This is a genomic window from Aureibaculum algae, assembly GCF_006065315.1.
GTDB classification, from domain to species: Bacteria; Bacteroidota; Bacteroidia; order Flavobacteriales; family Flavobacteriaceae; genus Aureibaculum; species Aureibaculum algae.
Window position 1 is genome coordinate 1,889,723 of sequence record NZ_CP040749.1, and the last position, 25,148, is coordinate 1,914,870.

Genomic DNA, 25,148 nt, shown 5'->3' on the forward strand with positions numbered 1-25,148 from the left:
GTTATATTTTAATTTTTTTTAACCGTAAGGCATTGGCAATGACAGAAACAGAGCTAAAGCTCATTGCTAAAGCAGCTATCATTGGAGATAGTAAAATTCCGAAAAATGGAAATAGTACACCCGCAGCAATTGGTATACCTATTGTATTATAGATAAGTGCGAAAAACAGATTTTGCTTTATGTTTTGCATTACCGCATGACTTAAATTTCTTGCTTTAACAATTCCGTGCAAATCACCTTTAACCAAGGTTATCATTGCACTTTCAATAGCCACATCTGTACCAGTGCCCATGGCAATACCAACATCACTTTTTGCCAAAGCTGGTGCATCATTAATACCATCACCCGCCATTGCAACTATCTTACCTTCTTTTTGTAATTGTTCTACCACGTTGAGTTTGTCTTCAGGCAACATACTTGCTTTAAAATCAGTAAGTTTAAGTGTTGTTGCTACAGCTTGTGCTGTATTGTGATTGTCGCCTGTAAGCATAATTACGGCAATACCTCTTTCTTGAAGGGCTGCAATAGCCTTAGCACTTGTTTTTTTGATTTTATCGCTTATGACAATGTAACCAACAACTGAATTGCCTATCGATAAATAAGAAACTGTTTTCCCCTGCTTTTGATAAGTTTCAGCTTTTGACTTCATTTGAGATGTTATGTCAGCATGGGCATACTCCATCATTTTAGGATTACCGAGTGCTACTTTTTTACTATTAATAGTAGCTTCAACACCTTTACCCGTAACTGCACTAAATTCTTCCGATTTTAGTCCCGATGCTTCGGGATCGACATTTTGCTCTTTTCCATATTTTACTGTTGCTTCTGCCAATGGATGTTCGCTATTTTTGTTTAACGATACTATAAATTGTAGAATCTCCTTTTCGCTAAAATTAGTATCAAAAGTACCCACAATTTCAACTGTTGGTTTTCCTTCTGTAATTGTTCCTGTTTTATCAATGATTAAAGTATCTACTTCATCAAGTCTTTCAAGAGCTTCAGCATTTTTTATCAATACGCCATTTTGAGCTCCTTTACCCACACCAACCATTACAGACATTGGAGTTGCCAATCCTAAGGCACAGGGACACGCAATTATCAATACGGCAATAGCATTAACAAAAGCATAAACATAAACAGGTTCTGGTCCCCAAATAGCCCAGACAGTAAAAGTTAATAAAGAAATTGCAACTACAACTGGAACAAAATATCCGGATACCTTATCTGCCAATTTTTGAATTGGAGCACGACTTCTACTGGCATCATTAACCATTTGAATAATTTGAGATAGTAAAGTATCGCTTCCTATTCTTTCGGCTTTCATTAAAAAGGATTGGTTACCGTTAATTGTTCCACCGTTTACTTTATCACCTTCTGATTTATTTACAGGAATAGGCTCGCCAGAAATCATTGACTCGTCAATAGTAGTATTTCCTTCGGTTATTACACCGTCGACAGGAATTTTATCTCCTGGTTTTACTTTTAAAATATCGCTCAATTTGATGTTGTCGATGCTTACTTCAACTTCTTCACCATCAACTATTTTTAATGCTTTGTTAGGTGCTAATTTTAGTAGCTCTTTTACGGCTGTATTTGTTTTACTGTGAGCTCTGGCTTCTAAAAGCTGACCCAACAATACGAGGGTTAATATAACCGTTGAAGCTTCAAAATACACATGTACCGCACCAGATTCTGTTTTGAATTGACTTGGAAAAACGTCTGGATAAAACATTCCGAAGACACTAAATAACCACGCAACACCTGCACCAATACCAATAAGGGTAAACATATTGAGGTTCCACGTTTTTATACTTTTATAAGCACGTTCAAAAAACATCCAAGTGGCATAAAACACAACTGGTATCGATAATACAAATTGAAACCAATTCCAATATTTTTGTTCCATTATATCATATAATGGATTGTTCGCAAGCATTTCACTCATTGCAATTAGAAATATTGGCAATGTGAATACAACAGCAATTTTAAACTTTTTTAATAATTTATAATACGTCTTTTCTTCTGCGGATAGGTCTGGTTGCATTGGGACTAGGTCCATGCCACAAATAGGACATGAGCCAGCTTCATCTTTTACAATTTCTGGATGCATTGGGCAGGTCCATTGCTCGGCAGTTGTGGCTGATAAATTTTGTTCTTCAACCAAATCCATTCCACATACAGGGCAATCGCCCGGTTTGTCATATGTTTTATCGCCTTCGCAGTGCATTGGGCAATAAAATGTTCCAGTACCTTTTCCTTTTGGTTGTATTTCTTTTTCTTCTTTCGGATGATGTTGTTCTCCTAACATATGGATGCTATAATTACCTCCATCATTTTTTAAAGCATCTTGAAATTTTTCAATCGGAATATGCGATTCCATTTCAATTGTTGCTTCTGCCTTTTCTAAATTAACGGTAGCCATTGAAACCCCTTCAATTTGTGATAATGTTTCTTCAACATGACTGCGACAACCATTGCAAGTCATTCCGTGTATATGATAAGTGTGTTTCATTTTATATGTTCTTTATAATGACACAACAAATGTATCTTTGTTTTGAAAAATAAGTTTTTCTAATTCCGGTAATATTTTATACAATTCGGTCTAATTCTTTCCGATCCCAATTTTGTAATTTTCGATATTCAGACATGGACATTCCTGTGACGGTTTTAAACTGTTTCGCTAAATGACTACTATTATTATAATTAAGATTATATGCTATTTCAGAAAAATTTAATTGATTCAATTGAATATATTCTTTTACTTTTTCAATTTTTAAATTAATAATATATTTCTCGAGTGTAATGCCTTCTGATTTACTAAAAATCTTACTTATGGTCGCATCATTTTTGCCTATCTCTTTTGTTATTTTTGAAAAAATATCAACCACATTATTTTCTGAAATACATTGAATTACCAACACTTTAATATTTTCAATCAACACTACCAATTCATCTTCAATAAGTTCAAAACCTAAATTCTTTAGTCCATTTTTAATAGTTTTATAATGGTCTTTTATATCTTGTTTTACTACCACTTTCCCTAATTCTATGGATTCAATTTCTAGCCCAATACTTTCTAACAATTCTAAAATAGTTGATTTGCACCTCGCACAAACCATATTTTTTATTAATAATGTGTGTGCCATTTTATTGAATTAAATAATTAATAATTGTTGTTTGAATATAGTAAGATTTCACAGATTCAATTTGATTCGTTTGAAACTTCAATTGTAATTCTTGAATGTCTAAAACATCCTTAAAATCTATGGTTCCAGTTTCATAGCTTTTGATTAAAATTTCTTCAGCATCATTAGCTTGTTTCAAGTTCTTCGTTTGTGTTTTAAAACTGATTTTTGCAGAGACTCTATTTTTCACAGCTTTATCTAAAACAGTTTCCAACTTATTCAAACGCTCTTGTTTCTGTGCGGTTATCTCTTGTTGTTGCAACTCGTTCTGTTTCGTCTGTGATTTGTACTTCTTATTAAAAATTGGAATTGATAGTGATACCATCGGCATAATGATATCTTTTCCATTATCACTAAAACTCATATTAGGTCGTTTATCAATACTAACATAGTCCAATCCAAAACCAATCATTGGATTGCTTTCCTTTTGATTTAACAACTCCGCCTTTTCAACAGATTGATAGATTTTGTCATATTTAATCAATTCAGGATGTAGAGAAAAATTTTCTACATTAATTAATGTATCTTCAGAAGGAATAGTCAATTCATTCATAACATTAACTTCTGTAGATTTATCTCTGTTTAAAAGTTTATTGAGTGCTGTTTGTTCCGCTAAATATTGCTGTTCTAGCACTTCTTTTACTTGTTCTAATTCATTTTGACGCATTTGTAACCGCAATACATCTACAACTGAAGCGTTGCCAACTTCAACTGACGTCAATGCCAATGTTTCATAAGTTTCTAGTAATTCGATATTATGCATCAACACCTTTTGCTTTGCTAAATTAGCAAACAAATTGTAGTAGGATTGTGAAACAGAGGCGAGTAATTTTCTTTTAGCAATAACAATATCCTCATATTTAGTATCGGCTAAAGAGCTTACATAATTTTCTCTTGCGGTTATAGAACCAAACCAAGGCATCATTTGTTTTGCGGACACTTTGAAGCGTTGAGCTCCTGTTCTTGTCTCTGGTTCACTGACAAAGTACCCAACTCCTAATTCAGTATTTGGAACTGCGTTTACTTCATTTACTTTTTCAGAAGCAATGCTGTATTGCAATTCGAATTTTTGAATTTCTGGACTGTTTTTCAATGCTTCTTCAATGAGTATTTCCAATTGTTGTGCGTTAGCTTGGAGCACAAAGAGCAAAGTAAAGATCACAAAGATTGTGCTTTTATGGATATTTTTATTAAATGAAATCATAATTCGAGTGTTTTGGGTTTGTTTTCTATATTCTTTTCTCTTTTTTCTAATGAAAATTCTTGTTTCCAACTATATAGAACTGGAACAACAAATAATGTGATTAAAGCTATGAGCATCCCTCCAAAACTTGGAATTGCCATAGGAATCATAATATCACTCCCACGCCCTGTTGACGTTAAAACGGGCAACAATGCCAATATGGTGGTTGCTGTGGTCATCAAACAAGGACGGATTCGTTTTTCTCCAGCTTCAACTACTGATGCTCTTATTTCTTTTTTGGTTTCGGGCGTATTTCTGTCAAAAGTTTGGGTTAAGTATGTTGCCATAACCACACCATCATCAGTTGCTATTCCGAAAAGTGCAATAAAACCAACCCAAACAGCAACACTTAAATTAATGGTGTGCATTTGAAATAGGTCTCGTAAATTTTCTCCGAAAAAATTGAAGTTTAAAAACCAATCTTGTCCATACAGCCAAATCATTACAAAACCACCTGCAAATGCTACGGCAATTCCTGTAAAGACCATTAAAGATGTGGCTACCGAACGGAATTGGAAATATAAAATCAAGAAAATAATTAGTAGTGCTAGTGGTACTACTACCGATAAGGTTTTCTCTGCTCGCAATTGATTTTCATATGTTCCTGTAAATTGATAATTAATACCTTTAGGTACAATCAATTCTCCTGAATCGATTTTTTGCTGAATTAATGCTTGAGCATTTTCAACCACATTTACTTCTGCAAAACCATCTAACTTGTCGAACAAAACATAGCCCACTAAAAAAGTATCTTCACTTTTGATGACTTGTGGACCTTGTTCGTAACGAATACTTGCCAGCTCACTCAAAGGAACGGGACTCCCTTTTTCTATAGGAATGTAAATCTGTTTTAAATCATTTGGGTTTTCTCTAAGTTCTCTTGGATAGCGAACACGAACACCATAACGTTCGCGACCTTCAACGGTTTGCGTTAATATCATTCCACCTATAGCTACTTTGAGTATCTTTTGGACTTCTTCAATCGTAACTCCATAACGTGCCAGTTTATCTCTGTCTATATCAATTAGCAAGTAGGGTTTTCCTACAATTCTATCTGCAAAAACAGCTTCGGTTTTAACACCTTCAGCTTGTTTCAGAATATTTTCCAATTGAACACCAAAAGCTTCTATTTCTTTTAAATCCTGTCCTTTTACTTTAATTCCCATTGGTGCACGCATTCCAGTTTGGAGCATTACCAATCGAGTTTCAATGGGTTGTAATTTAGGTGCAGAAGTTACTCCAGGTAACTTAGTAACTTTTACGATTTCTGTCCATATATCATCTGGGGAATTTATTTCTGGTCTCCAGTTTCTGAAAAACTCTCCATCATCATCAGGAATTAGGTCTTTCGATGATACATTAGTCGTGATCAAAACCTTTTTACCATTCTTTAGAGCTTTTTCGACTACTATAGAGCCCACTGCCTTATTAGGATTTTCAACCAAACTTTCATCCGTTCTAACAAAAAATCCTTCATCGTTTATTTTGTAACGTTGGCGTTTTCCTTTTTCATTCAATATATATTCTGGTTTATATTGAATGATATTTTCATACATAGACAATGGTGCTGGGTCTAATGCCGATTCTGTTCTACCTGATTTTCCTACAACGGTTTTGATTTCGGGAATACTGGCAACTGCCATATCCAACTGCTGTAGAACTCTTTTATTTTCTTCCACTCCTGCGTGAGGCATAGATGTTGGCATTAAAAGGAATGAGCCTTCGTTTAATGAGGGCATAAATTCCTTTCCAGTATTTTGCATAATAAAAAATCCGCTAATAATAATGAGCGTTGGAATAGATAGAAACAGTATTTTATTGGCTAATGCCCATCTTAAAATTCTAGTGTAATAGCGTCTGAATAAGGTAAAAACACCTAATAGCACAAAGCAGATCAATCCAACAAATATAAGATTTGAAAAGATACTTCTATCCACGCCTAAAGGCCGCCAATATGCTGCTAAAAGAATTACGATTGCAAAAACTGATATACCAATATTTATGAAATTGGCTCGTTTTTCTGTCAATTTACCTTGTAATTTTAATAGCGTAGTAATGCCAAATGCTATTAAGATAATTCCTAACCAATAACCAAAGACCATTGCAACGATTCCAAGTGTAATTAAAAGACCGTTGATTACATAAATTAATGTCTTTTTAATAGGCTTCTTTCTAAACAAATAAGCTGCGAATGGTGGAATTAAGAACAACGCAACAATAATGGATGCTGTTAATGCAAATGTTTTTGTAAAGGCCAATGGTCTGAACAATTTACCTTCTGCCCCAATCATTGTAAAGACTGGAATAAAGCTAATAATGGTCGTCATTACTGCAGTTACTATAGCACCAGAGACTTCTGCTGTAGCATTATAAACGACGGTATTTATGGGTAATTTTCCATCATCTTCATCCAAATGCCTAAGAATATTTTCGGATAGAATGACACCTACATCTACCATGGTACCAATAGCTATCGCTATACCTGATAATGCAACAATGTTAGCATCAACCCCAAAGAATTTCATTGCTACAAAAACCATTAAAACGGCGACTGGCAACAATCCTGATATTAGAATGGAAGCACGAAGATTGAAAACCATAATAATGATGACCAAAATGGTTATTAGTATTTCTAAAGTAAGAGCTTCGTTAAGTGTTCCCAACGTTTCTTGTATAAGTTCCGTTCTGTCATAAAAAGGAACAATAGTTACTTGTGAGGTTCTGCCGTCTGCCAATACTTTTGAGGGTAATCCTGCACTTAATTCATTTATTTTCGCCTTTACATTAGTAATGACTTCCATAGGGTTGGCCCCATAACGGGCAACTACAACAGCCCCCACAACTTCTGCACCTTCTTTATCCAAAATTCCTCTGCGAGTTGCTGGGCCTAAGGAAACGTTGCCAATGTCCTTAATTTTGATTGATGTGTAATCTTCGGAGGTAACTACGGCATTTTCTATGTCGGCAATTGACTTGACGTAACCTAAGCCACGTACCAAGTATTCAGCTTTATTTATTTCTAATGTTTGTGCACCAATATCTTTATTACTTTCTTTAACCGCCTTTACTACTTGGTTCAGTCCAATATCATACTGACGCATCAATTCAGGATTAACGTCTATTTGATATTCCTGAACATAGCCACCAATGGAGGCTACTTCTGAAACGCCACTTGCAGATGATAGAGCATATTTCACATAGTAGTCTTGAATGCTTCGTAACTCGTGTAAATCCCATCCGCCAGTTACGTTACCTTTTTGATCACGACCTTCCAACGTGTACCAAAATATTTGCCCTAGACCTGTCGCATCTGGTCCTAAAGCAGGATTTACGCCTTCTGGAAGTAAACCACTTGGTAAGGAGTTTAATTTTTCAAGAATACGACTTCGACTCCAATAGAATTCTATATCTTCTTCAAAAATAATATAGATGCTTGAAAATCCAAACATAGAGGAGCTACGAATAGTTTTTACACCAGGAATTCCTAGAAGTGATGAGGTTAATGGATACGTGATTTGGTCTTCTATATCTTGAGGAGAACGACCATCCCATTTCGTAAACACAATTTGCTGGTTTTCTCCAATATCTGGTATAGCATCAACAGCTACGGGATTACTTGGTAAAAAACCAGTATCCCAATTAAAAGGAGCATTGACAGTACCCCATCCTACAAAAAGAACGAGCATTAATACTGCAACAAGTTTGTTTTCTATTAAAAATTTTATGCTTTTATTTAGCATTGGCTTTGATTATTAAACAATTAGACATTGGTGTTGAGAAAACACCGAATACAAAGAATTATCCTAATGAAAAACATCCATTGGATAAAAAAGTCTATTGTTTAAAAATCAAATTATATACGTCTCGTCAAGCTTGTAGATTTGCCTGAAAACGAGTGGAGGAGCGTAATCTCTATATGATGTTACATTTTTTTCTAAACCTTCAAAACGATCGATATAAGAATATATAAATGATGCGACAAATAACTGTTGGTTTGAAGTAAGTTTGTCAAAAGAAATTTTTAATTCAGCTTGACCGTTAATGCTTATTTGTTCATCAGTACAGCAATCTTTAATTGTAATATTACAATCTTTAGTAGAAGTTTTTTCCATTTCCATTCCACATGTATCTACCTTATGAAAGATTGCGGTATCAACCATAGTATCTCCACAATAGTGCGTGTCAATACTAAATGATAATGTAGAGAATAAAACTACAATTGCCATTAAAAAGGATGATATTTTGAAAAATAGTTGTTTCATCAGAACTGCAAAGATATAATAACTAGGGTAGTAGTAGTTAAATGTTTTGTTAAAAAAATGATTATTCTAATCAATCAACGCTTTGCGAGAAACTAAGTATGATTTAGATTGTGTTGGTATTTATATAATTTTTTGTACTACTAATTCATGTTTTACAAGACTATCTCTATTAATTTCCATATCATAATTACATCGTGACTTGTATTTTATAACGTTTTAAACGTAAGTGACCTGAGGAGAGAAGTAGCACTAAAATAGTACACTTTTGGTTACTTTTTACAGGTGGCTACTTGTTATTTAGTTTTATGAACTATCATCAAAAAAAAATATATTTCTTGAAATGAATGTTTTATTGTTTTCTAAAAACTATTATTTTAGTATTGATAATACTTGTGTTATCTGGTCATATTACATTTATGAAAGTCGAATTATAGATATATGCTATTGAATTAAATTCAAAACAAATGAAAATTTAGCCATTAATTCTAAACCAATCGTTAATTTTGTAATTCAGTAAACAAAATTTAAAGCAATTGATTGATGAAACGAGCATGCTAATAGTTTTTAACACCCAAGGGAATTATTTGCGAACAGCATGTGTCCGCTAAAACAATAAACATAAACACATGAAAAAACTGAATGACTTTATTTGGGAGACACATGGTATTCATGCCGGAACCGAACAAGATCGTGTTAAGCATGGTATTGATAAATTAGAAAAAGTTGTTGATAAAGCAATAGAAGCAAATCATCCAAGTATTACCTTTATTATACACTCTCCTCGCTTAACAAATTTTCGATATATAGCAGAAAGAGAAACAAACGTAAAGTTTATTCGTGGCAATAGATCATATTTAAATTATCCAAAACGAATTGCAGGTCTTCGTAAAAAGTACGAAGGTAAAATAAATATTAAATATGGTGTTGAGTTAGAATGGATGGGTGCTGATTTAGGATTGCAGTGGAGTCGTTCAAAAATATTTCAGGCAGAAGGTGCTGATTATGTTATTGGCTCAGTACATTTTGCTCCAGAAGGCTTGCCATATGACGGTTCAAAAGAGGAAGCTCTTCAATTGCTGGAAATGAGAGGAAGTCTGGAGGCCTATTGGGATGGTTATTTTAATGAAACTATTCAAATGATTGAATGTTTTGGTGATATGATTCAAATTGTTGGGCATATAGATTTACCGAAATTGAATGTTGATATGCCTGAAGCATTATTGAATTTTGAGACGAGTTCACATCCTTTAGCAAATAAAGTCAGAACACTATTAGAGTTGATTGCCGATCGGAATCTTTCAATAGATGTAGATATGGCGGGTAAATTTAAAGGCGTAGGTGTTTATCCGATTCAGAGTATATTAAGAAGAGCAAATGAACTTCAAATTCCGGTGTGTGTAGGAACCGATACACATCATGTACGGTATTACGGCTTAAATTTTAAAGAGAGTCTAGAGTATATTCAGGAAGCTGGATACGAGAGCTATGTTAGTTATTCCAAATTAATTCCTGAGAATCGAACCATCTATGACAATCACGATTTAAAAGTGAAATATACCGTATTAAACAAAGGTATAGAATTGTTAAATCAACGATTAGATATTGCACATAGAAGAATTATGCCAGATTTTTCTTTTGGAGGCACATTTTCAGAATTTGTAGATATCTATAAAAATTCTACAGGAATGGGTGACTATAATGCAATTCGAATCCGTAAATGGGGTAAATCAATAACAGTTACAAATGAAATTCCAACGTCAACTAACGAAACCGTAAATGGATTGTTTTCTGAACATGTAGACAAGCCTGGAGTCATTTCTTCGCTATTTAATACATTGGCTTCTGAAGGTATAAATGTTGAGACAGCAAGGCTAAAATCGAATAACGATGGTACTGCAGTTGCATTTTTATCGATAAAAGGTTCTAAGGGAGATGTGCAAAGTGCTATTGACTTTGTAAATGGTACAAGTGCAAGTGCTGAATTGTTTCATAATTTGACCTATAAGGAGAATGCCCAATTACCTAATTACTACGGAGAAGGTGTTTATTTATTAGAAATGGATGGTGTTAAATTGAATTTGGCATTAAGTGATAAAGTAATACTAACCAAGCACAATAATGCTCCTGGAGTGCTCTTGATATTGCTATCTGCTTTGTCTTCAAAAAATATTAATATAATTGATTTAAGGTTAGGGAAATTGAATAATGTAGGTTATTCTGCTTTGGCGATCGATGGTGACAGTAATGTGATTCGCAATTTATTGGCCAAATTAGGGGATCAATATTATGAAGCAAATTTGATTGAATTTTACAGTATGTAAGTTGGAATTAATATTTTGAGTTTTTGGTTGCGGGTTTGGAGATTTTTTACTCAATACGATATCTTTTTATTCACAGAAACATTGCGGTAGCGGTGTACTGGGTGAAAATCACGTGAATACTTTTGGCTATTTTTATAAGATAATGTTTCTATGCTGTCTTTAAGGAAGAATAATACCACTATCGATCTTCATTTTTTCATTAGGTTTATTTACAAAAGTTAAAAACATGAAATATTTCCGTTATTTTTTTTATTGTTCAATATTTTTTGTACTCGTTGCTTTTACCCTTTCTAAGAACAGGAGCAATGACACTTCAGATGACCCAATCGCTGTTATAGCATACTATGTTCCACAATGGTATAGTATTCCCAAGCAACTTCCATTGGGTCAATTGACGCATATTATCTACTCCTTTACTAAAGTTATTGACGGTGAAATGAAATTTAGTAATGAGGGTTTGGCAGTCAAACTTCAACAATTGGTAGCAGAGAAAAAAAACCACCCGCATTTAAAAGTAATGATTGCATGTGGCGGATGGGGGGCGGATGGATTTTCTGATATGGCACACACTTTAGAAAATCGAAAAAAATTTGTAAGCAGTGCGATACAATTTATTAAAAAATATAAATTAGACGGCTTGGATATAGATTGGGAATATCCAGGTTTTGCAGCCGCTAATACAGGAGCTAGGCCTGAAGATAAACAAAATTTTACGCTTTTGATGAAGCAACTTAGGGAAGGATTGAATACTCTGGAAAATAAGCAGACCTTAACTTTTGCTTCCGCAGGATTTAAATACTATTATGAAAATATAGAAATCAAAGAGGTGATGAAATATGTCGATTACATGAATGTAATGACCTATGATCAAACTATCGCAACATCTACTTTTACAGGTCATCATACGGCTTTAGGTTGGATCAATACGGAAGATTTAAAGGATACACCTTATGGAGATTTTGTTGATGCCAAAAACGAGGAAATGAAAAAGAACGGATATAGTTTTCAACCGAATTCGGCGGAGATGATAATTGATTATTGTATTAAAAATGGTGTCGCACCGGAACAAATTGTTATTGGGGCTGCGTTTTACGGTAGGGCCTGGAAAGGTGTACCGCCTACTAACAATGGCTTATATCAAACCAATACGGGGTCATATATTGGTTGGAGTCCTTATAGGCAAATTAGAAAAGAATTTGAAAGCAACGGTAATTATCAAAGATATTGGGATTCCATTGCGAAAGCACCCTATCTGTATAGTGCCAAGGACAGTATTTTTATCTCTTATGACGATACTGTTTCGGTTAAACTAAAAACAGAATATGCTATAAAAAATAATTTGGGAGGAATTATGTTTTGGGAATTGGGCAATGATACAGATGATAAGAATAGTCTTTTGAAAGCAATTTATGACACTTCAAAAAAGAAATGATAGGCTATTATATAAACCTCAAGCCATTCATAAAATTGATATCTACCATAAAATTTATAAATCAAAAAATATAATTTAAGATAGTCTTTAAAGATAAAACCGCTTCGAGCGGTTTTATCTTTTTTAGAGGACTAATGGCATAAAAAATTATCTTTTAATACTGTTCGTTATATTAAAAATTATTGACTGCAAAAAAGTTTTAATCTCGATTATAGAAATTTTTTAGTTTATGAGTTCATTTTCATCTTTTACTCTGAAGCAATTTTCTTCACCGAGATATAATGGATCTCCAAATTCTTCAGACCAAAAACCTTCCAAAATATCCTTCGATATGCATTTATAGACTACAACACCCTTAAAAATGATATTATCTTCTCCTAAATAATTAAAGTTAACTACTAATATATTATCCTTAAAAAAACCTGTTCCATTTTGTTCTTGGTTGTTATTAATTAACCATTTTGCTTGTATTCTGTTATTTGAATCAAGTTTTAAAGTTAGTGTTCCTTTGTAATTAATATCAGTATCATCTTGGTTACTTCCAATAATATTATACGTTCCTATAAGATTTGCAATATTCATAGTGGCATCAGGTTTGAATTGCTAAAGATACTTTATCAATTAAATAAATTTACACCATGGCAAAATACATTCAATCATTTCTTTATGTTTTCTTTTTAGAATATATAGATTAACTTTTAAAGAATAGGAATGATCAATAAAATTCTAAGAATTAAATGAGTTTCAAGAGGTGATAAGCAAGAGCTGAATATTTTTTATTTCCCAATACAATATCTTGTAAGCCTTATAAAAACTAAGGTTAAGAGGGATGGAGGTGTAAAATAGGTGTACTCTTTTGGTTTCCTTTGGTTGGGTTTTGTTGTTAATAAGTAAATTTCTTATTATGATTTTATTCTTAATCTCATATAAGTTCATTCTTGATAACCTTGAAAATTCTTAATTTTTATGTTTATTCTAAATATCGAGGTATCAATGGGGGATTTGAAAGTCCGAATTAACTTTAATTTTCTTCTTAAAATTAGTTCCATAAAAGGTGAATTACCAGAACTATTAAAAAGAACGGTAGATGGAACTTTATACTAAAAGTAATTTGAGATAGTGCTTAGTTCACTAATACGACCCGTTTTTGAAACAATAGTTTCTTCTTCATTCGGATCTTCAACTTTTTATTTTATAAGAACTTTAACGAACAAAGATATCTTATAAAAAACTCTAATAGGTTCTTCAAATCAATGCTAAGATTGTTTTTTATTTGTACTGGTTTAATAATACGTTTAAAAAAAAAGTCAATTAAATAGATGACTTTTTTTATATTTGGGTATATATAATAAAAAAAATGAATAAAATTTTACTTCCCCTACTGCTAATATGTTATTCTACTGGTATTTATTCACAGGGATTATCAGAGAAAAAATTGAAGGAAATTGTTGAAAGTTATAAATCAAGTATTGAAACAGCCTTAGTTATTGAGGATTGTGGTCATGTATTTGACGGTCCTCTTTATGCAGCAAAACAACTCGAAAATGTATTTTTAGATGCTTCTCTTAATTTTAATTCAAAAGAACGAAAAGTAATGGCTAGTTCTATTTTTTATGATGTAATTAGATCTAAAAAGATTGTTAAACATCATGCATCTAAGGATAGTGTACTTGCTATAGTTCAAAAAATTACTAATCAATTGGTTTCAAAGGACGTAATTTATAAATTAACAATTATTGATTCCAAGCAAGTTAATGCGTTTACGACTATGGGTGGATATCTTTATATAACTACGGGATTACTTGATTTTGTTGATTCTTATGATGAATTAGCATTTGTTATTGGGCATGAAGTAGCACATGAAATTAAACTCCATACACAACGAAAGGTTACAAAGATGTTATATTCTTCGAGTTTTTTTAAACTAATTAGTATAGCTGATTTTAAAAAAATGGTGTCGAGCATTAATTCATCTTTGTCGGCTCCATTTGATCAAATTGATGAATATGAAGCAGATAAATATGGTTTATTATTGGCAAAAGGAGCTGGATATGATGTAAACAGATTTGGTGACTTTTTTAAGAAGTTTGAAAAATATGAGAAAAGAGATTTACTTACTAAACTTAAATCTACACATCCGTTTGCTAAGCATCGAAAGAACTGTATAAGCAAGTACACAAATTAAATAAGTGCCTAATGCAACAAGAAGTTTATCTTAAAATAGGTGCTAAAACGATCGCTTTAGCTGAAAATCAAAAATTACTCATTGGTAGAAAAAAGCATGGAGCCGATATAGAAATTGATGATCCTTCTGTTGGACGAAAACATGCCACAATTGAAAATAAGGCAGGAAAAATCTATATCAAGGATTTAGAAAGTCTTAATGGTACTTATGTCAATGATAAACGAATAGAATCAAACAAGTTGATAGAAGTTTCTTTAAAAGATAAAATTAAAGTTGTATCAGAGTCTATTGAAATTACATTAAAAAAAAATACTTTAACAAAAGATAAATCTGAAAAAATATCAAAAAAAGATGATAAAAATGTTGAATTAAATGATGCTACTGGTCTTAAACAAAAAATTACCAGTAAGGGTTTCTTTAATATAGGAAGATTATCTGAAAATGATATAGTTTTAGATGATCGCGTTGTGTCAAGAAAGCATGCTAAGATAAGTTTCGAAAATGGAAATTTTTGGATAGAAAATCTTCGATTAAAAAATAAAACATATCTAAATGGGCATGAGGTAAAAGAGAAAACTCGTTTAAGGGATACCGATGTCATTACTATTTCTTTTTATTCAATCGACCTATTGAATGGTCTAAAAGATCTTAGAAAGGAACACAGTGCAATTGAAGCTATAGGAATACAAAAGAAATATCCAAACAATAAAATTGGCTTACAGTCTCTTTCATTAAATATTCCACAAGCTACTTTTGTGGCTTTAATGGGACCTTCTGGTTGTGGAAAATCTACACTGTTGAAATGCTTGAATGGAGACAACCCTGCAACTTCTGGTGAGGTATTGATTCATGGTCTATCACTTGAAAAGAATTTCAATCTTATAAAGAAAAAAATCGGCTATGTCCCTCAAGATGATATTATTCATAAAGAACTTACTGTTTATAAGACGCTATTTTATGCTGGTAAACTTAGACTTCCTGACGACACTTCAGATGAAGAAATTAACAATAGGATAAACCGAGTTATTTCCAGTTTAAATTTAGATCAGGATAAAGAAAAAGACATTAGAGGCATTAAAGTAGGAAGTCTCTCTGGAGGACAAAGAAAACGTATTTCAATTGCTGTAGAATTGTTGACTGAACCAACTATTCTTTTTCTTGATGAACCTACTTCCCCGTTGGATCCTGAAACTATTGAGAGTTTTTTAACAAGTTTACGAGAATTAACAAAAGAGGGTACTACAATTGTAATGGTTACTCATAAACCAGAAGACTTGAATTATGTTGATCAGGTCATTTTTTTAGGAGTGCAAGGTCATTTGACTTTTACTGGTCCCGCTAATTCACTGATTTCGAAATTTGAGGTAAATAATATCGTAGAAGTCTATACTAAAACGAGTGATTTAGAACAAGTATTAAAAAATTACTATATAAAGTCTCCAGAAGTTCTTTATCAAAAAGAAAGTATTCCAGAGATTAAACGCGAAAAACCAGATTCGCTCATACTTCAATTGTATTGGTTGATATCGCGATATTTTAAAATTAAAATTAACGATCGTGAAAATTTAATTTTATTGTTTGCACAACCTCTCATTATTGGCGGTTTGGTTAGCCTTGTATTTAATGAATTAAGTATTGGAGTATTTTTTATGATTGCTATTTCGGCGGTTTGGTTTGGTGTAAGTAATGCCTCCAAAGAAATTGTTGGAGAATTAGCTGTATATAGAAGAGAACGGATGTATAATTTAAATATTAACACCTATATTATTTCCAAATGTGTTGTGCTTTCTATGATAGCTTTGATACAAACTATTATATTTATTTCAATTGTCTATTTAAATTTTAAAATTAATACGGTTGAAGGACATTCTGATACTTTTTTACGACCGTTTTGGCAAAGTGTTGGATTCATGTTTTATCTTTCTTTTTCGGCAACATTAATGGGTCTTTTCTTATCCTCTTACTTTAACACTACAGAAAAAGTAATGACGGTAGTACCTATAGCATTAATGCCGCAAATTATGTTAGCAGGTGTTATGACAAGAATTGACAATACTTTAGTTGAATTATTAAGTTTTACCACTTTAGGACGTTGGGGTACAGAAGGTTTCGCTAGAATTCAAGACAAATCATATTTGGATGCGGAGATGGAGTCAAAATCGATTTTATTAGAAGTCACCCAAGGTAATGATATAAAATTAGTTGGCTCAAAGGCAATGAAAAGGTTAGACTTATACAATGAAAATTTAGTAGAGAATGGAACGCTTATAGGGTCTGTATTTGATAGTTTTAGTGCCAACTTACTTATGATAGCAGCATTGAATTTGGTAGTATACTTATTAATTTATTACGCATTAAAAAGAAAAGATAGTATCTAATGAATAGATTTATAAGAAATATAATAATTGGTGCAACGTTGATTATCATGTATTCATGTGCTCAAAATCCTGAGTTTATTAAAATAGATAATATAGTTGTTAAAGGCATTAAAGACTCATTAATGGAAGTGCATATGGACTACGTTGTTTTTAATCCAAATAACGTAAAGACCAAATTAAAACAATCAGGAATGTCTCTTTATTATAAAGATGCCTATGTTGGGGAAGGTTTTTTAGAGAATCAAATTAGCTTAAAACCCAATGACACAATACGAGTACCTGTACTATGTAATATAAAGCTTGATAAATTAAGTAAATTCTATCCGGAAATGTTGATTTCAGATACTACAGCTTTTAATATAAAAGGAGAAAATAAAATTGGATTTTTATTTAATTCTTTTACAATTGATGTTGATGAAAAAATTTATTTAAATACAAGAGAAATTATAAAAAAAGAGATTAATAAGAACTTAGGTAATACTAGTAATTTTAGGATTAAGACGGTTTCAATTAATTCACTTCCCACACTTGATAAAACTAATTTCAAAATAACTATTCTTGCGAAAAACAACCTCGATTTCGATTATGAAATTCATCAAATGGAACTTCAGTTTTTTTTAGATGACAAAGCAAAAGAACCTATTGCGAATTGGAGTCAAGATAAAGTCATTTCTCAGAAGGCATTATCATCAACAGAAATCCCACTTGAAGTAGTAGTTGACAATATGAATACCTTAAAGAATTCAAGTGTCACAATGCTGTTTAAAAAAGAAATTGACTTTATTGTTGTTGGTCAAGTACAAATTAAAATTCAAAATTATGTCTTTGATGTGCCTATTAATGATAATATGAAAATGGATATTAAAAAATTTATAGGACTGTAAATATGACTGATCAAGAAATTATTATCCAATTGAAAAAAGGAAATGAATCATGTCTTAAGCATTTATATGTGCATTTAGATATGGTTAAAGGCTGGGTAAATAATAATAATGGGAATGATGACGATGCGTTTGATATTTTTCAGGAAGCAATGATGGTGTTTTATAAAAATTTGATCTCTGGAAAGTATGAATCAAGTAGTAAAATAAGCACCTATCTTTTTGGAATTTGTAAAAGGCAATGGTTGAATCAATTAAATCGTAGATTAAAATACGAAAAGCCATCGGACATTATTACAAGTACAGAAGATAAAGGAGATGATGGTTTTGAAATTGAGTTTACCATAGGTAGAGAGTCTCTTAAAAATTATATTAATAAGGCTTTGGATAAGTTAGGAGAGCCTTGTAAAGAATTGTTAGAAAAATCCATTTTTTTAAAATTAAGAATGAAAGAACTTGCAGAAATGTTTGACTATTCAAGTGCACATTCTGCAAGACAACAAAAGTTGCGGTGCATTAAAAGACTGAGGGGTTATATGTCTTATGAATTGATAATTAAATTGAAATAATATGGAGGAAGATTTAAAACATATTGACCTCATAGATAAATACCTGTCAGGATCTTTGAAAGGGAGCGAAGCAATTACATTTCAAGATTTATTTAAAAATGACTCTGATTTTAAGCAAGAAGTTGAAATATACAAACGTATTTATGATAAAATTGAGTCTCGTGGCGAAACAAATTTCAAGAAACGATTAGATATTTATCATAAAGAATATTTAGCAGAGAAATCAGGTAAACCAAAAGGTATTTATAAAAAAATAATCATATTTAGTAGTATTGCTGCTGCTCTTATTTTTGGCATTTTTATATTTAATAGTTATGAAGTAGGTCAGAAACCAATATTTAATCAACCTGATCCTGTTATTGTAGATTCAGAAAAAGATAGCCTTAAAATAAATAAAGATAATGATGAATTTCTAGAACATGAGAAAGTCATTGTTCAGGAAGATAATTCAACTGTAGATAGTACATATATACCCAATAATTCCGGGCATGAAACTCAATTATCAATCGGAGGTTTAAAGAAACTACCTACTATTAATATTAGAAGTGCTAATTATCCCATAACCATACAATATTCTTTTGACCAAAATGAAATTATATTATTTGGAGACCCTTCCATTTCTGGATTACAGCTACAAATCCTAAAAAACAAATCTGACAATTATTTTTTAAAATATCAAGAGCAATATTATACTATCCCAAAATCAAAAGTAAGGAAAGCTTTAAAAATTGTTTCAGATTTTGAAGTAAAAACCGCAGTCACAAAGGAACAAATTACCGTTAAATTAAAAGGTATTGATGCCATAACCAGTGTTTTAAAGGATATAGAAGTTTCTTATACAGGAAATAAAGTAGCAAGACCAACTTATATGTTTGAAGAAAAAGAAAACAGATTACATTTAATTATAAATGGTGATATTTCAATTGATAAAACTAAACTTTATAAAATAATACAAAATGATGAGAGTAGTTATTTTCTAAAAATGGATAAAGCATTATATCATTTAAACTCAAAAGTAACTGAACCTACTCCATTAAAAGAAATTAATATTCTAGCAAATGATTTAACTCAGTTATTTAGAGAAGACACAGAATTACCAAAAGAGATGGTTTATTTGATTGAATAAAAATATAATTAGTAGATGACGTTTTTAAATATTGGTTATTAATAAACATAATAACATATTTAAAAACAAACATCATGAAAAATTTCAAAACATTATCTACTATTTTAATTGCATTACTATTTATGTCAGCGTGTACAGCTGAAACAAATGAAAAAACTCCAATCATTTCAGGAGAAGGAATTATATCATTGACAGGTGATGATACAGCATCTGTAGGAAATAGCCTTAAGTTAGGTGCAATGGCTTATGGAAGAAAAGACCTAACAGGTACAGAAGAATCAATAATTATAGCTCCAGAAGAGAGCATAATTTCAGAAGATTCGCCTACATTATCTCCAAGTGATCCTGAATACGTAAGCTCTATCATAAATTTTAAAGATGATAAAAACGCATTTGTCATCGTTGCAACAAAAGAATTAGTATCAATAGTTATTGTTACTAATGGTATAAAAAGGAGATATGTATGTGATTCTAAATTTAATACATCTGTAAATTGTGGTGCAATTACAATAGATCCAAAAACTAAAAAAGTTATATTTTATGAAACTACAGTAAAAAACACAAATACTGGAACGCTATTAACTTTAAACGGAACTTTGACATGGAACTAAAACTTCATAATAGAATCACGTTCAAGTCTATAAACACAGTTAGTTTGCTAATTTTACTTATTCTAGGTTACGCTACAACTTTAGAAGCCCAAAATTCAAATAGAATTAACCCAACTTTAGGTTTTTCTTGTTCTTTTGTAGGTAAACCTACAGCAGTAGTAATAAAAATATCAGAACTCATTGAAAATTCTCATTACGATAGTATTAAAGATTTATTGCATACAGGGAATGCTGCCGAAAAATATTTGGCAGTATTGCTTTGTGAAAAGTTAATGCAAGAGAAAAAGATTGCACTAACAATCTCAGAGAAAAAAACAATTAGAGCATTGTACCAATCAAAAGAAACCGTTACTATTTGCTCTGGCTGTACATATTTTAAAAAGACAACTTTACATGCCTTATTAACTAGGGAAAGTTATTTTGCAGAAATATAAAAAAAAAATGGGTAGCAAAAGTCATCAAAAAAGACGACTAAAATTATTGTTATATTTATAGCTACATTTTTCAATACCACTAACCTTATTAACCCGTCTATGAAATTATCACATTACGAATGGGATCCAGAAAAAGACCTCATTGCAGAAGGTGCTTCTGCCGAAGTTTTTAAAGCAAAAGATACTAATAGTCAAAACCGATTTGTTGCATTAAAAATATATAAGGAAGCTGTAATTAAAGGTACTACAGGAAACTCTAATCAAAAAAAATATACATTAGAAAAAGAGTTTCATAAAATAGACGGTTTATCACATACAAATATTGTGAGTTTTTATGGTCTTGATTATATACAGCATAGTGATGCTATGGGTAGATCTTCAAGTTACCCAGTAATTATTATGGAATATGCAAGTGAAGGCACATTGCATGACCTTATAAAAACAGCTCCAAGTCAAAAAGTAATTGATAGCATTATACAAGATATTCTTAAAGGAGTTGATTACTTGCACAGTGAAGGAGTTATTCATAGAGATTTGAAGCTTGGTAATGTTTTAGTTTCGAAGAATAGAAAAGGTAAATTGATAGCTAAAATTACCGATTTTGGAATTAGCCGTGATGTTCTAGAAGATCAAACAATTAATCAGTCATTAACCGAAGGCGTGGGCACACCACATTATATGTCTCCAGAACAGTTTTTCAAAAGGAAATTTGGCTTAGATGGGGAAATTAGTGAACGGACTGATATTTGGGCCATCGGCGTTGTAATCTATAGATTGTTAACGGGTAAATTGCCTTTTGGAGATAGCAACAAAGACTATGAACAGATACGAGATGCCATTGTTACCTATGAGCCAGATTATAGTTCGATACCGTCAAGGTATAAAAAAGGATTGATGTCTTGTTTTCAAAAAAAGGCAGAGAAAAGACCGAGAAATTTATCTGAATTGAATCAACTTTTTCAAATAAAAGAAAAGAATGGCACATCTGATAATCAAGAATTTGAAACTGTAATTCTACCATTAGATAACAAAGATAACTCTTCCGATTTAGAATCTGAAATGGAAACACAAATTCCTACTTACTTAAAAAAAACAAAACTTGAAGAGAAGAATGAAGGGGTTAATCAAATTACTAAACTTCAAAAATATTTAGTAATAATATTTGGGTTAATTAATATTTCAGGAGTAATCTATTTTCTTTTTAATGAAAATGACTACATAAAGTTTTATATTATTTCAGCACTATATGTATTAAGTACAATATATTTGATATTTTGTTTTTTAAAAGAAAAATCAAGTCTTCAATTTTGGAAATTCCTTATTCATGGGTTTTTATTATTTATTGCTATTTATCTCGTAATCTTACTCTTGTTAAATATATCTAATCTTGATTTTCAAAGTTTCACTAAGGCAATATACTTTCTTGTTTTTCACTTTTTATTTATAGTATGGTTATCTGTAAAACAGTTGAAAATTAATTTGTATTTCAAGTTTAGAGATGAATTAGGGCTGTCTTTACTTATAACGATTTCAATATTAATATACTTGGCTTCTTATTGGTTTCCAATATATAACAAAGAGGTTGCAGTTAATCAAGTTGTTTATTTAATGTCTGATACGTTTTTGTTATTCTCGTTGGTGCCAAATATTTTCTTTATTGCTGCCTTGTTGATGTTTTTTTCGAAAAGACATACCAATAAGTTTAAAATAATATTAATATTATTTTTTAGTAGTCTATTAATTTCTTCAATATGGTGGTTGTTTTTAAATGAGTCTAAAGGGTATATTGGTTACTTTATAGGTATTCATGTACAAGAATTTAAAGCAGGATATTATTTATGGATAATCTCAATTTTTATTGGCTTTAGTGCCATTCTTTATAAGAGTGCTAAAAGACAAACTTCAAGTAAATATTATTGGCCACTACTAGCAGGAATTCTCATTTTATGGTCTACTTCTTTTATGTTTAAAAAATCTCAATCCCAATTAGGATTCGATTTTAACAATAGCCTTAAGAATTTGAACCATTCCAAATTAGAAAAAACATTAAATAATGGCGCAGATATAAAATGGAATTATAATGCTATGTCTAATGTTATTGGAAAATATTCTAATGAAAACTCTAACAATGTTGAACAAATTGTTAAAACACTAATATTAAACGGATGGGATGGTGCCTCTTTAGATGGGGAATTTAGCCTTCAAAATGCTATTCAATCAAATAACATTTCAATTCTAAAGTTAATTTTAAACACAAAGGCTGCTAAATATATTAATAATGAGCAATCAGATCGTGTGAGTTTATTAAAAAAAGGAATAGAATTAGACAATCCTGAAATGGTAGAATTAATATTAAAAGCTGGAGGAAAACCAGGGCTAGATGAAAAATTATTCAATGTGGAACGCTCTGAAAAAATGATTAAAGTATTAGGTGAATATAATATTAATACACCTGAAATTTCTTATTTCGAAGATTTTGAAAAAGGTTCTAAAATATTTAAATCTAGTTCTGATTTAAATAATAGTTGGATTTACACTAAAGCTAACGGGTTTACAAGTAGAAGGTTTCAATTTTTAAAAAAATTAGATGACGGTAAATCAAGTAGAAAGAGTGCTCTTTTTAATATCGATTTAAAGGAACAATATACTATTGAAGTTGAAACATCATCATTTTCAAAAGGCGTTGAATATGGAATCGTATTTGATGATACTGGTGATTCATTTTATATTGCGGCTATAAATGATAATTATTATTCAGTTTATAAATATCAAAATAGTAAATGGACTACTCTAAAGCAGGTGCCCGTTAGTAAACGAACAACTAATGTTTTAAAGATTATTCGTAATGGTAATTATGTGTCATGTTATTTAAATGAAGTGCTAAAGATTGATAAGCTGTATACTAAAAGTTTTCAATCAAACAAAATTGGTGTTATTATATCCAATACTAAGAAAAATAGTTTAGTGCAGTTTGATAACGTCAAAGTAACTGGAAAAATGAAATAATCCTTATTAATAGATGACATTTTTAAAAATTGGTTATTCATATATGAATGTTTAACTTAAAATTATTTAAAAATGAAAACTATAAGAAAAATAACCTTGCTTTTTGCCCTTATTATGGCTGGTACTAGTTACTCACAAGAGTCATCAAAAAATAAAGAAGAAAGTAAAATCAACAAAGAAATTGATAAAACTAGTAATGAAGTAAAAAGAACCAGCGAGACAGTAAATAGTGCTACAGATTCTATTACCAGTACCATTAAACAGACGAAAAAATCAGTTAAAGATTTGAAAACTGCCATTTTTGGTGAAAGAAAGTCAAAAAAGAAAAAAGAAAAAACCAAAACAAATAAAGACTTGATTATTATCCAAATTGCTAATATAGCGTATAGCAATTCAAATTTAAAAGAGCTTCAAAATTCATTGTCTAAAATTAAAGGAGTTAAAAATGTTTCTAAAAGCTATACCAATGGAAATGCCATAATCAATATAGCCACTAAAGAAAATGCAGACTTTCTTTGGCAGAACATTTCTGAAAGATTGAATAAGGTCTTTATTGTAAATGAAATGAATGAAAAAAACATTTTGTTAGACTATAAAGAGTCAGCCTCTAATTAAAAAACAGTCATTTAACCGAAAAACCATAAATAAAATGAAAAGTACTATACTAATTATATTAATTGCAATCTTAATACCAAATACTGCTTTTGCAAAAAGAGGTGGTGGCCTTTTTGGAAAAAGTGAACGCATTATTAAAATTTCAGAAGTTGATGTTAAGGGGGCAGATGGAGAAGAATTGTTTTTGGCTTATAAAACTACACAAGTATTTTTTTTTATGGGTGCATATATGTCTGATGATGGTTATGTGTTGGGAATCAAAAAAAGTTTTGGTTCATACTATCCTTTAAGTGAAGAAAAAATAAAGTCCTTACAAGAAAGTGGAGTATTACCAGCAGCTTTACCAACCTATAAAATTCCTATATCTGAATGGTTATGGGGTTTTTCATTATGGATTTTACTTACTGTTTTAGGAGGCCTTTGGTTAATTATGTTACCAAAAAAGAAAGATAGAAATTTCACGTCAGGATGTAATCATTATTTTGGAAAGGAAACTCCAGTAGATTTTAATAAAGCTTTGAATTATTTCGAAAAATCAGCAAATAAAGGGCATTCTGGAGCACTACATAATTTAGGCATTATGTATTTGAACGGACAGGGCGTCACAAAAAATAACGAGTTGTCAATAGAATATTTCAAAAATGCCGCGAATGAAGGGTATGTAGATTCCATGTTCACATTAGGAAAAATCTATTCTGGAGGAACACTAACTAATAAAGATAATAAAAAAGCAATGCTATATTTTCAAATGGCTTGTGACAAAGGAGATGTGGAAGCTTGTACATCACTTAAAAACTTGCAAAACGCTTGATAGCTATATCCTGATTAAGAAAAAACTATAATTCAGTTTTCAGATAAAATTTATAAATTAGCTTGATAAAATCAAAAAATCGACATTAT

18 protein-coding genes are annotated in these 25,148 nt (G+C 31.2%); 12 read left to right on the plus strand and 6 right to left on the minus strand.

Features of this window, described 5'->3' with window-relative positions; translation table 11 throughout:
* Window position 1 precedes the first annotated feature (1 nt).
* The 5 genes from FF125_RS07780 to FF125_RS07800 all read right to left on the minus strand — a co-directional run bounded on the left by FF125_RS07780 (window position 2) and on the right by FF125_RS07800 (window position 8,690).
* Window positions 2-2,512: a heavy metal translocating P-type ATPase gene (locus FF125_RS07780; protein WP_138949230.1), complete on the minus strand. Its 2,511-nt coding sequence runs from the start codon at window positions 2,510-2,512 to the stop codon at window positions 2-4.
* 76 nt (window positions 2,513-2,588) lie between these two features.
* Window positions 2,589-3,146: a helix-turn-helix domain-containing protein gene (locus FF125_RS07785; RefSeq protein WP_138949231.1), complete on the minus strand. Its 558-nt coding sequence runs from the start codon at window positions 3,144-3,146 to the stop codon at window positions 2,589-2,591.
* 1 nt (window position 3,147) lies between these two features.
* Entirely contained in the window at window positions 3,148-4,389 is a 1,242-nt protein-coding gene (locus FF125_RS07790; RefSeq protein ID WP_175418886.1) for a TolC family protein, read from the minus strand.
* Entirely contained in the window at window positions 4,386-8,168 is a 3,783-nt protein-coding gene (locus tag FF125_RS07795) for an efflux RND transporter permease subunit (RefSeq protein WP_138949232.1), read from the minus strand. Before FF125_RS07795 ends, FF125_RS07790 begins: the two co-directional genes overlap by 4 nt.
* A 108-nt stretch (window positions 8,169-8,276) precedes the next feature.
* Window positions 8,277-8,690, minus strand: coding sequence for an HYC_CC_PP family protein (locus tag FF125_RS07800; protein WP_138949233.1), 414 nt, complete (start codon window positions 8,688-8,690; stop codon window positions 8,277-8,279).
* Window positions 8,691-9,316: 626 nt separating this feature from the next.
* Here FF125_RS07800 and FF125_RS07805 point away from each other — a divergent pair.
* Together FF125_RS07805 and FF125_RS07810 are read left to right on the plus strand one after the other, a co-directional pair.
* A complete protein-coding gene (locus FF125_RS07805) occupies window positions 9,317-11,011 on the plus strand; it encodes a histidinol-phosphatase HisJ family protein (protein ID WP_138949234.1) in 1,695 nt (564 codons plus the stop codon).
* A 226-nt stretch (window positions 11,012-11,237) separates the two neighbouring features.
* Window positions 11,238-12,443 (plus strand): glycoside hydrolase family 18 protein, encoded by a 1,206-nt coding sequence (locus FF125_RS07810; protein WP_138949235.1) that lies wholly within the window; start codon window positions 11,238-11,240, stop codon window positions 12,441-12,443.
* Window positions 12,444-12,665: 222 nt separating this feature from the next.
* Here the strand turns inward: FF125_RS07810 and FF125_RS07815 are convergent, their stop codons facing one another.
* Window positions 12,666-13,025: a hypothetical protein gene (locus FF125_RS07815; RefSeq protein WP_138949236.1), complete on the minus strand. Its 360-nt coding sequence runs from the start codon at window positions 13,023-13,025 to the stop codon at window positions 12,666-12,668.
* 853 nt (window positions 13,026-13,878) lie between these two features.
* Here FF125_RS07815 and FF125_RS07820 point away from each other — a divergent pair.
* From FF125_RS07820 to FF125_RS07865, 10 genes are all read left to right on the plus strand, one after another.
* Window positions 13,879-14,628, plus strand: a complete 750-nt coding sequence (locus tag FF125_RS07820; RefSeq protein ID WP_175418887.1) for a M48 family metallopeptidase — start codon at window positions 13,879-13,881, stop codon at window positions 14,626-14,628.
* 11 nt (window positions 14,629-14,639) lie between these two features.
* Complete coding sequence (locus FF125_RS07825; protein ID WP_138949238.1) at window positions 14,640-17,006, plus strand: FHA domain-containing protein; 2,367 nt, start codon at window positions 14,640-14,642, stop codon at window positions 17,004-17,006.
* Window positions 17,006-17,890 (plus strand): hypothetical protein, encoded by an 885-nt coding sequence (locus tag FF125_RS07830; RefSeq protein WP_138949239.1) that lies wholly within the window; start codon window positions 17,006-17,008, stop codon window positions 17,888-17,890. The genes FF125_RS07825 and FF125_RS07830 overlap by 1 nt, the downstream gene beginning before the upstream one ends.
* Before the next feature lie 2 nt (window positions 17,891-17,892).
* Window positions 17,893-18,456: an RNA polymerase sigma factor gene (locus tag FF125_RS07835; protein ID WP_138949240.1), complete on the plus strand. Its 564-nt coding sequence runs from the start codon at window positions 17,893-17,895 to the stop codon at window positions 18,454-18,456.
* 1 nt (window position 18,457) lies between these two features.
* Window positions 18,458-19,582, plus strand: a complete 1,125-nt coding sequence (locus tag FF125_RS07840; RefSeq protein ID WP_138949241.1) for a hypothetical protein — start codon at window positions 18,458-18,460, stop codon at window positions 19,580-19,582.
* A 74-nt stretch (window positions 19,583-19,656) separates the two neighbouring features.
* Window positions 19,657-20,193 (plus strand): hypothetical protein, encoded by a 537-nt coding sequence (locus tag FF125_RS07845; RefSeq protein WP_138949242.1) that lies wholly within the window; start codon window positions 19,657-19,659, stop codon window positions 20,191-20,193.
* Window positions 20,184-20,627: a hypothetical protein gene (locus FF125_RS07850; protein WP_138949243.1), complete on the plus strand. Its 444-nt coding sequence runs from the start codon at window positions 20,184-20,186 to the stop codon at window positions 20,625-20,627. The genes FF125_RS07845 and FF125_RS07850 overlap by 10 nt, the downstream gene beginning before the upstream one ends.
* 99 nt (window positions 20,628-20,726) lie before the next feature.
* Window positions 20,727-23,633 carry a serine/threonine-protein kinase gene (locus tag FF125_RS07855; RefSeq protein WP_138949244.1) on the plus strand — a complete coding sequence of 969 codons (2,907 nt, stop codon included), beginning with the start codon at window positions 20,727-20,729 and terminating at the stop codon, window positions 23,631-23,633.
* Between the two features lie 72 nt (window positions 23,634-23,705).
* A complete protein-coding gene (locus tag FF125_RS07860; protein ID WP_138949245.1) occupies window positions 23,706-24,248 on the plus strand; it encodes a hypothetical protein in 543 nt (180 codons plus the stop codon).
* Window positions 24,249-24,282: 34 nt separating this feature from the next.
* Window positions 24,283-25,059 (plus strand): tetratricopeptide repeat protein, encoded by a 777-nt coding sequence (locus FF125_RS07865; protein ID WP_138949246.1) that lies wholly within the window; start codon window positions 24,283-24,285, stop codon window positions 25,057-25,059.
* Window positions 25,060-25,148 lie beyond the last annotated feature (89 nt).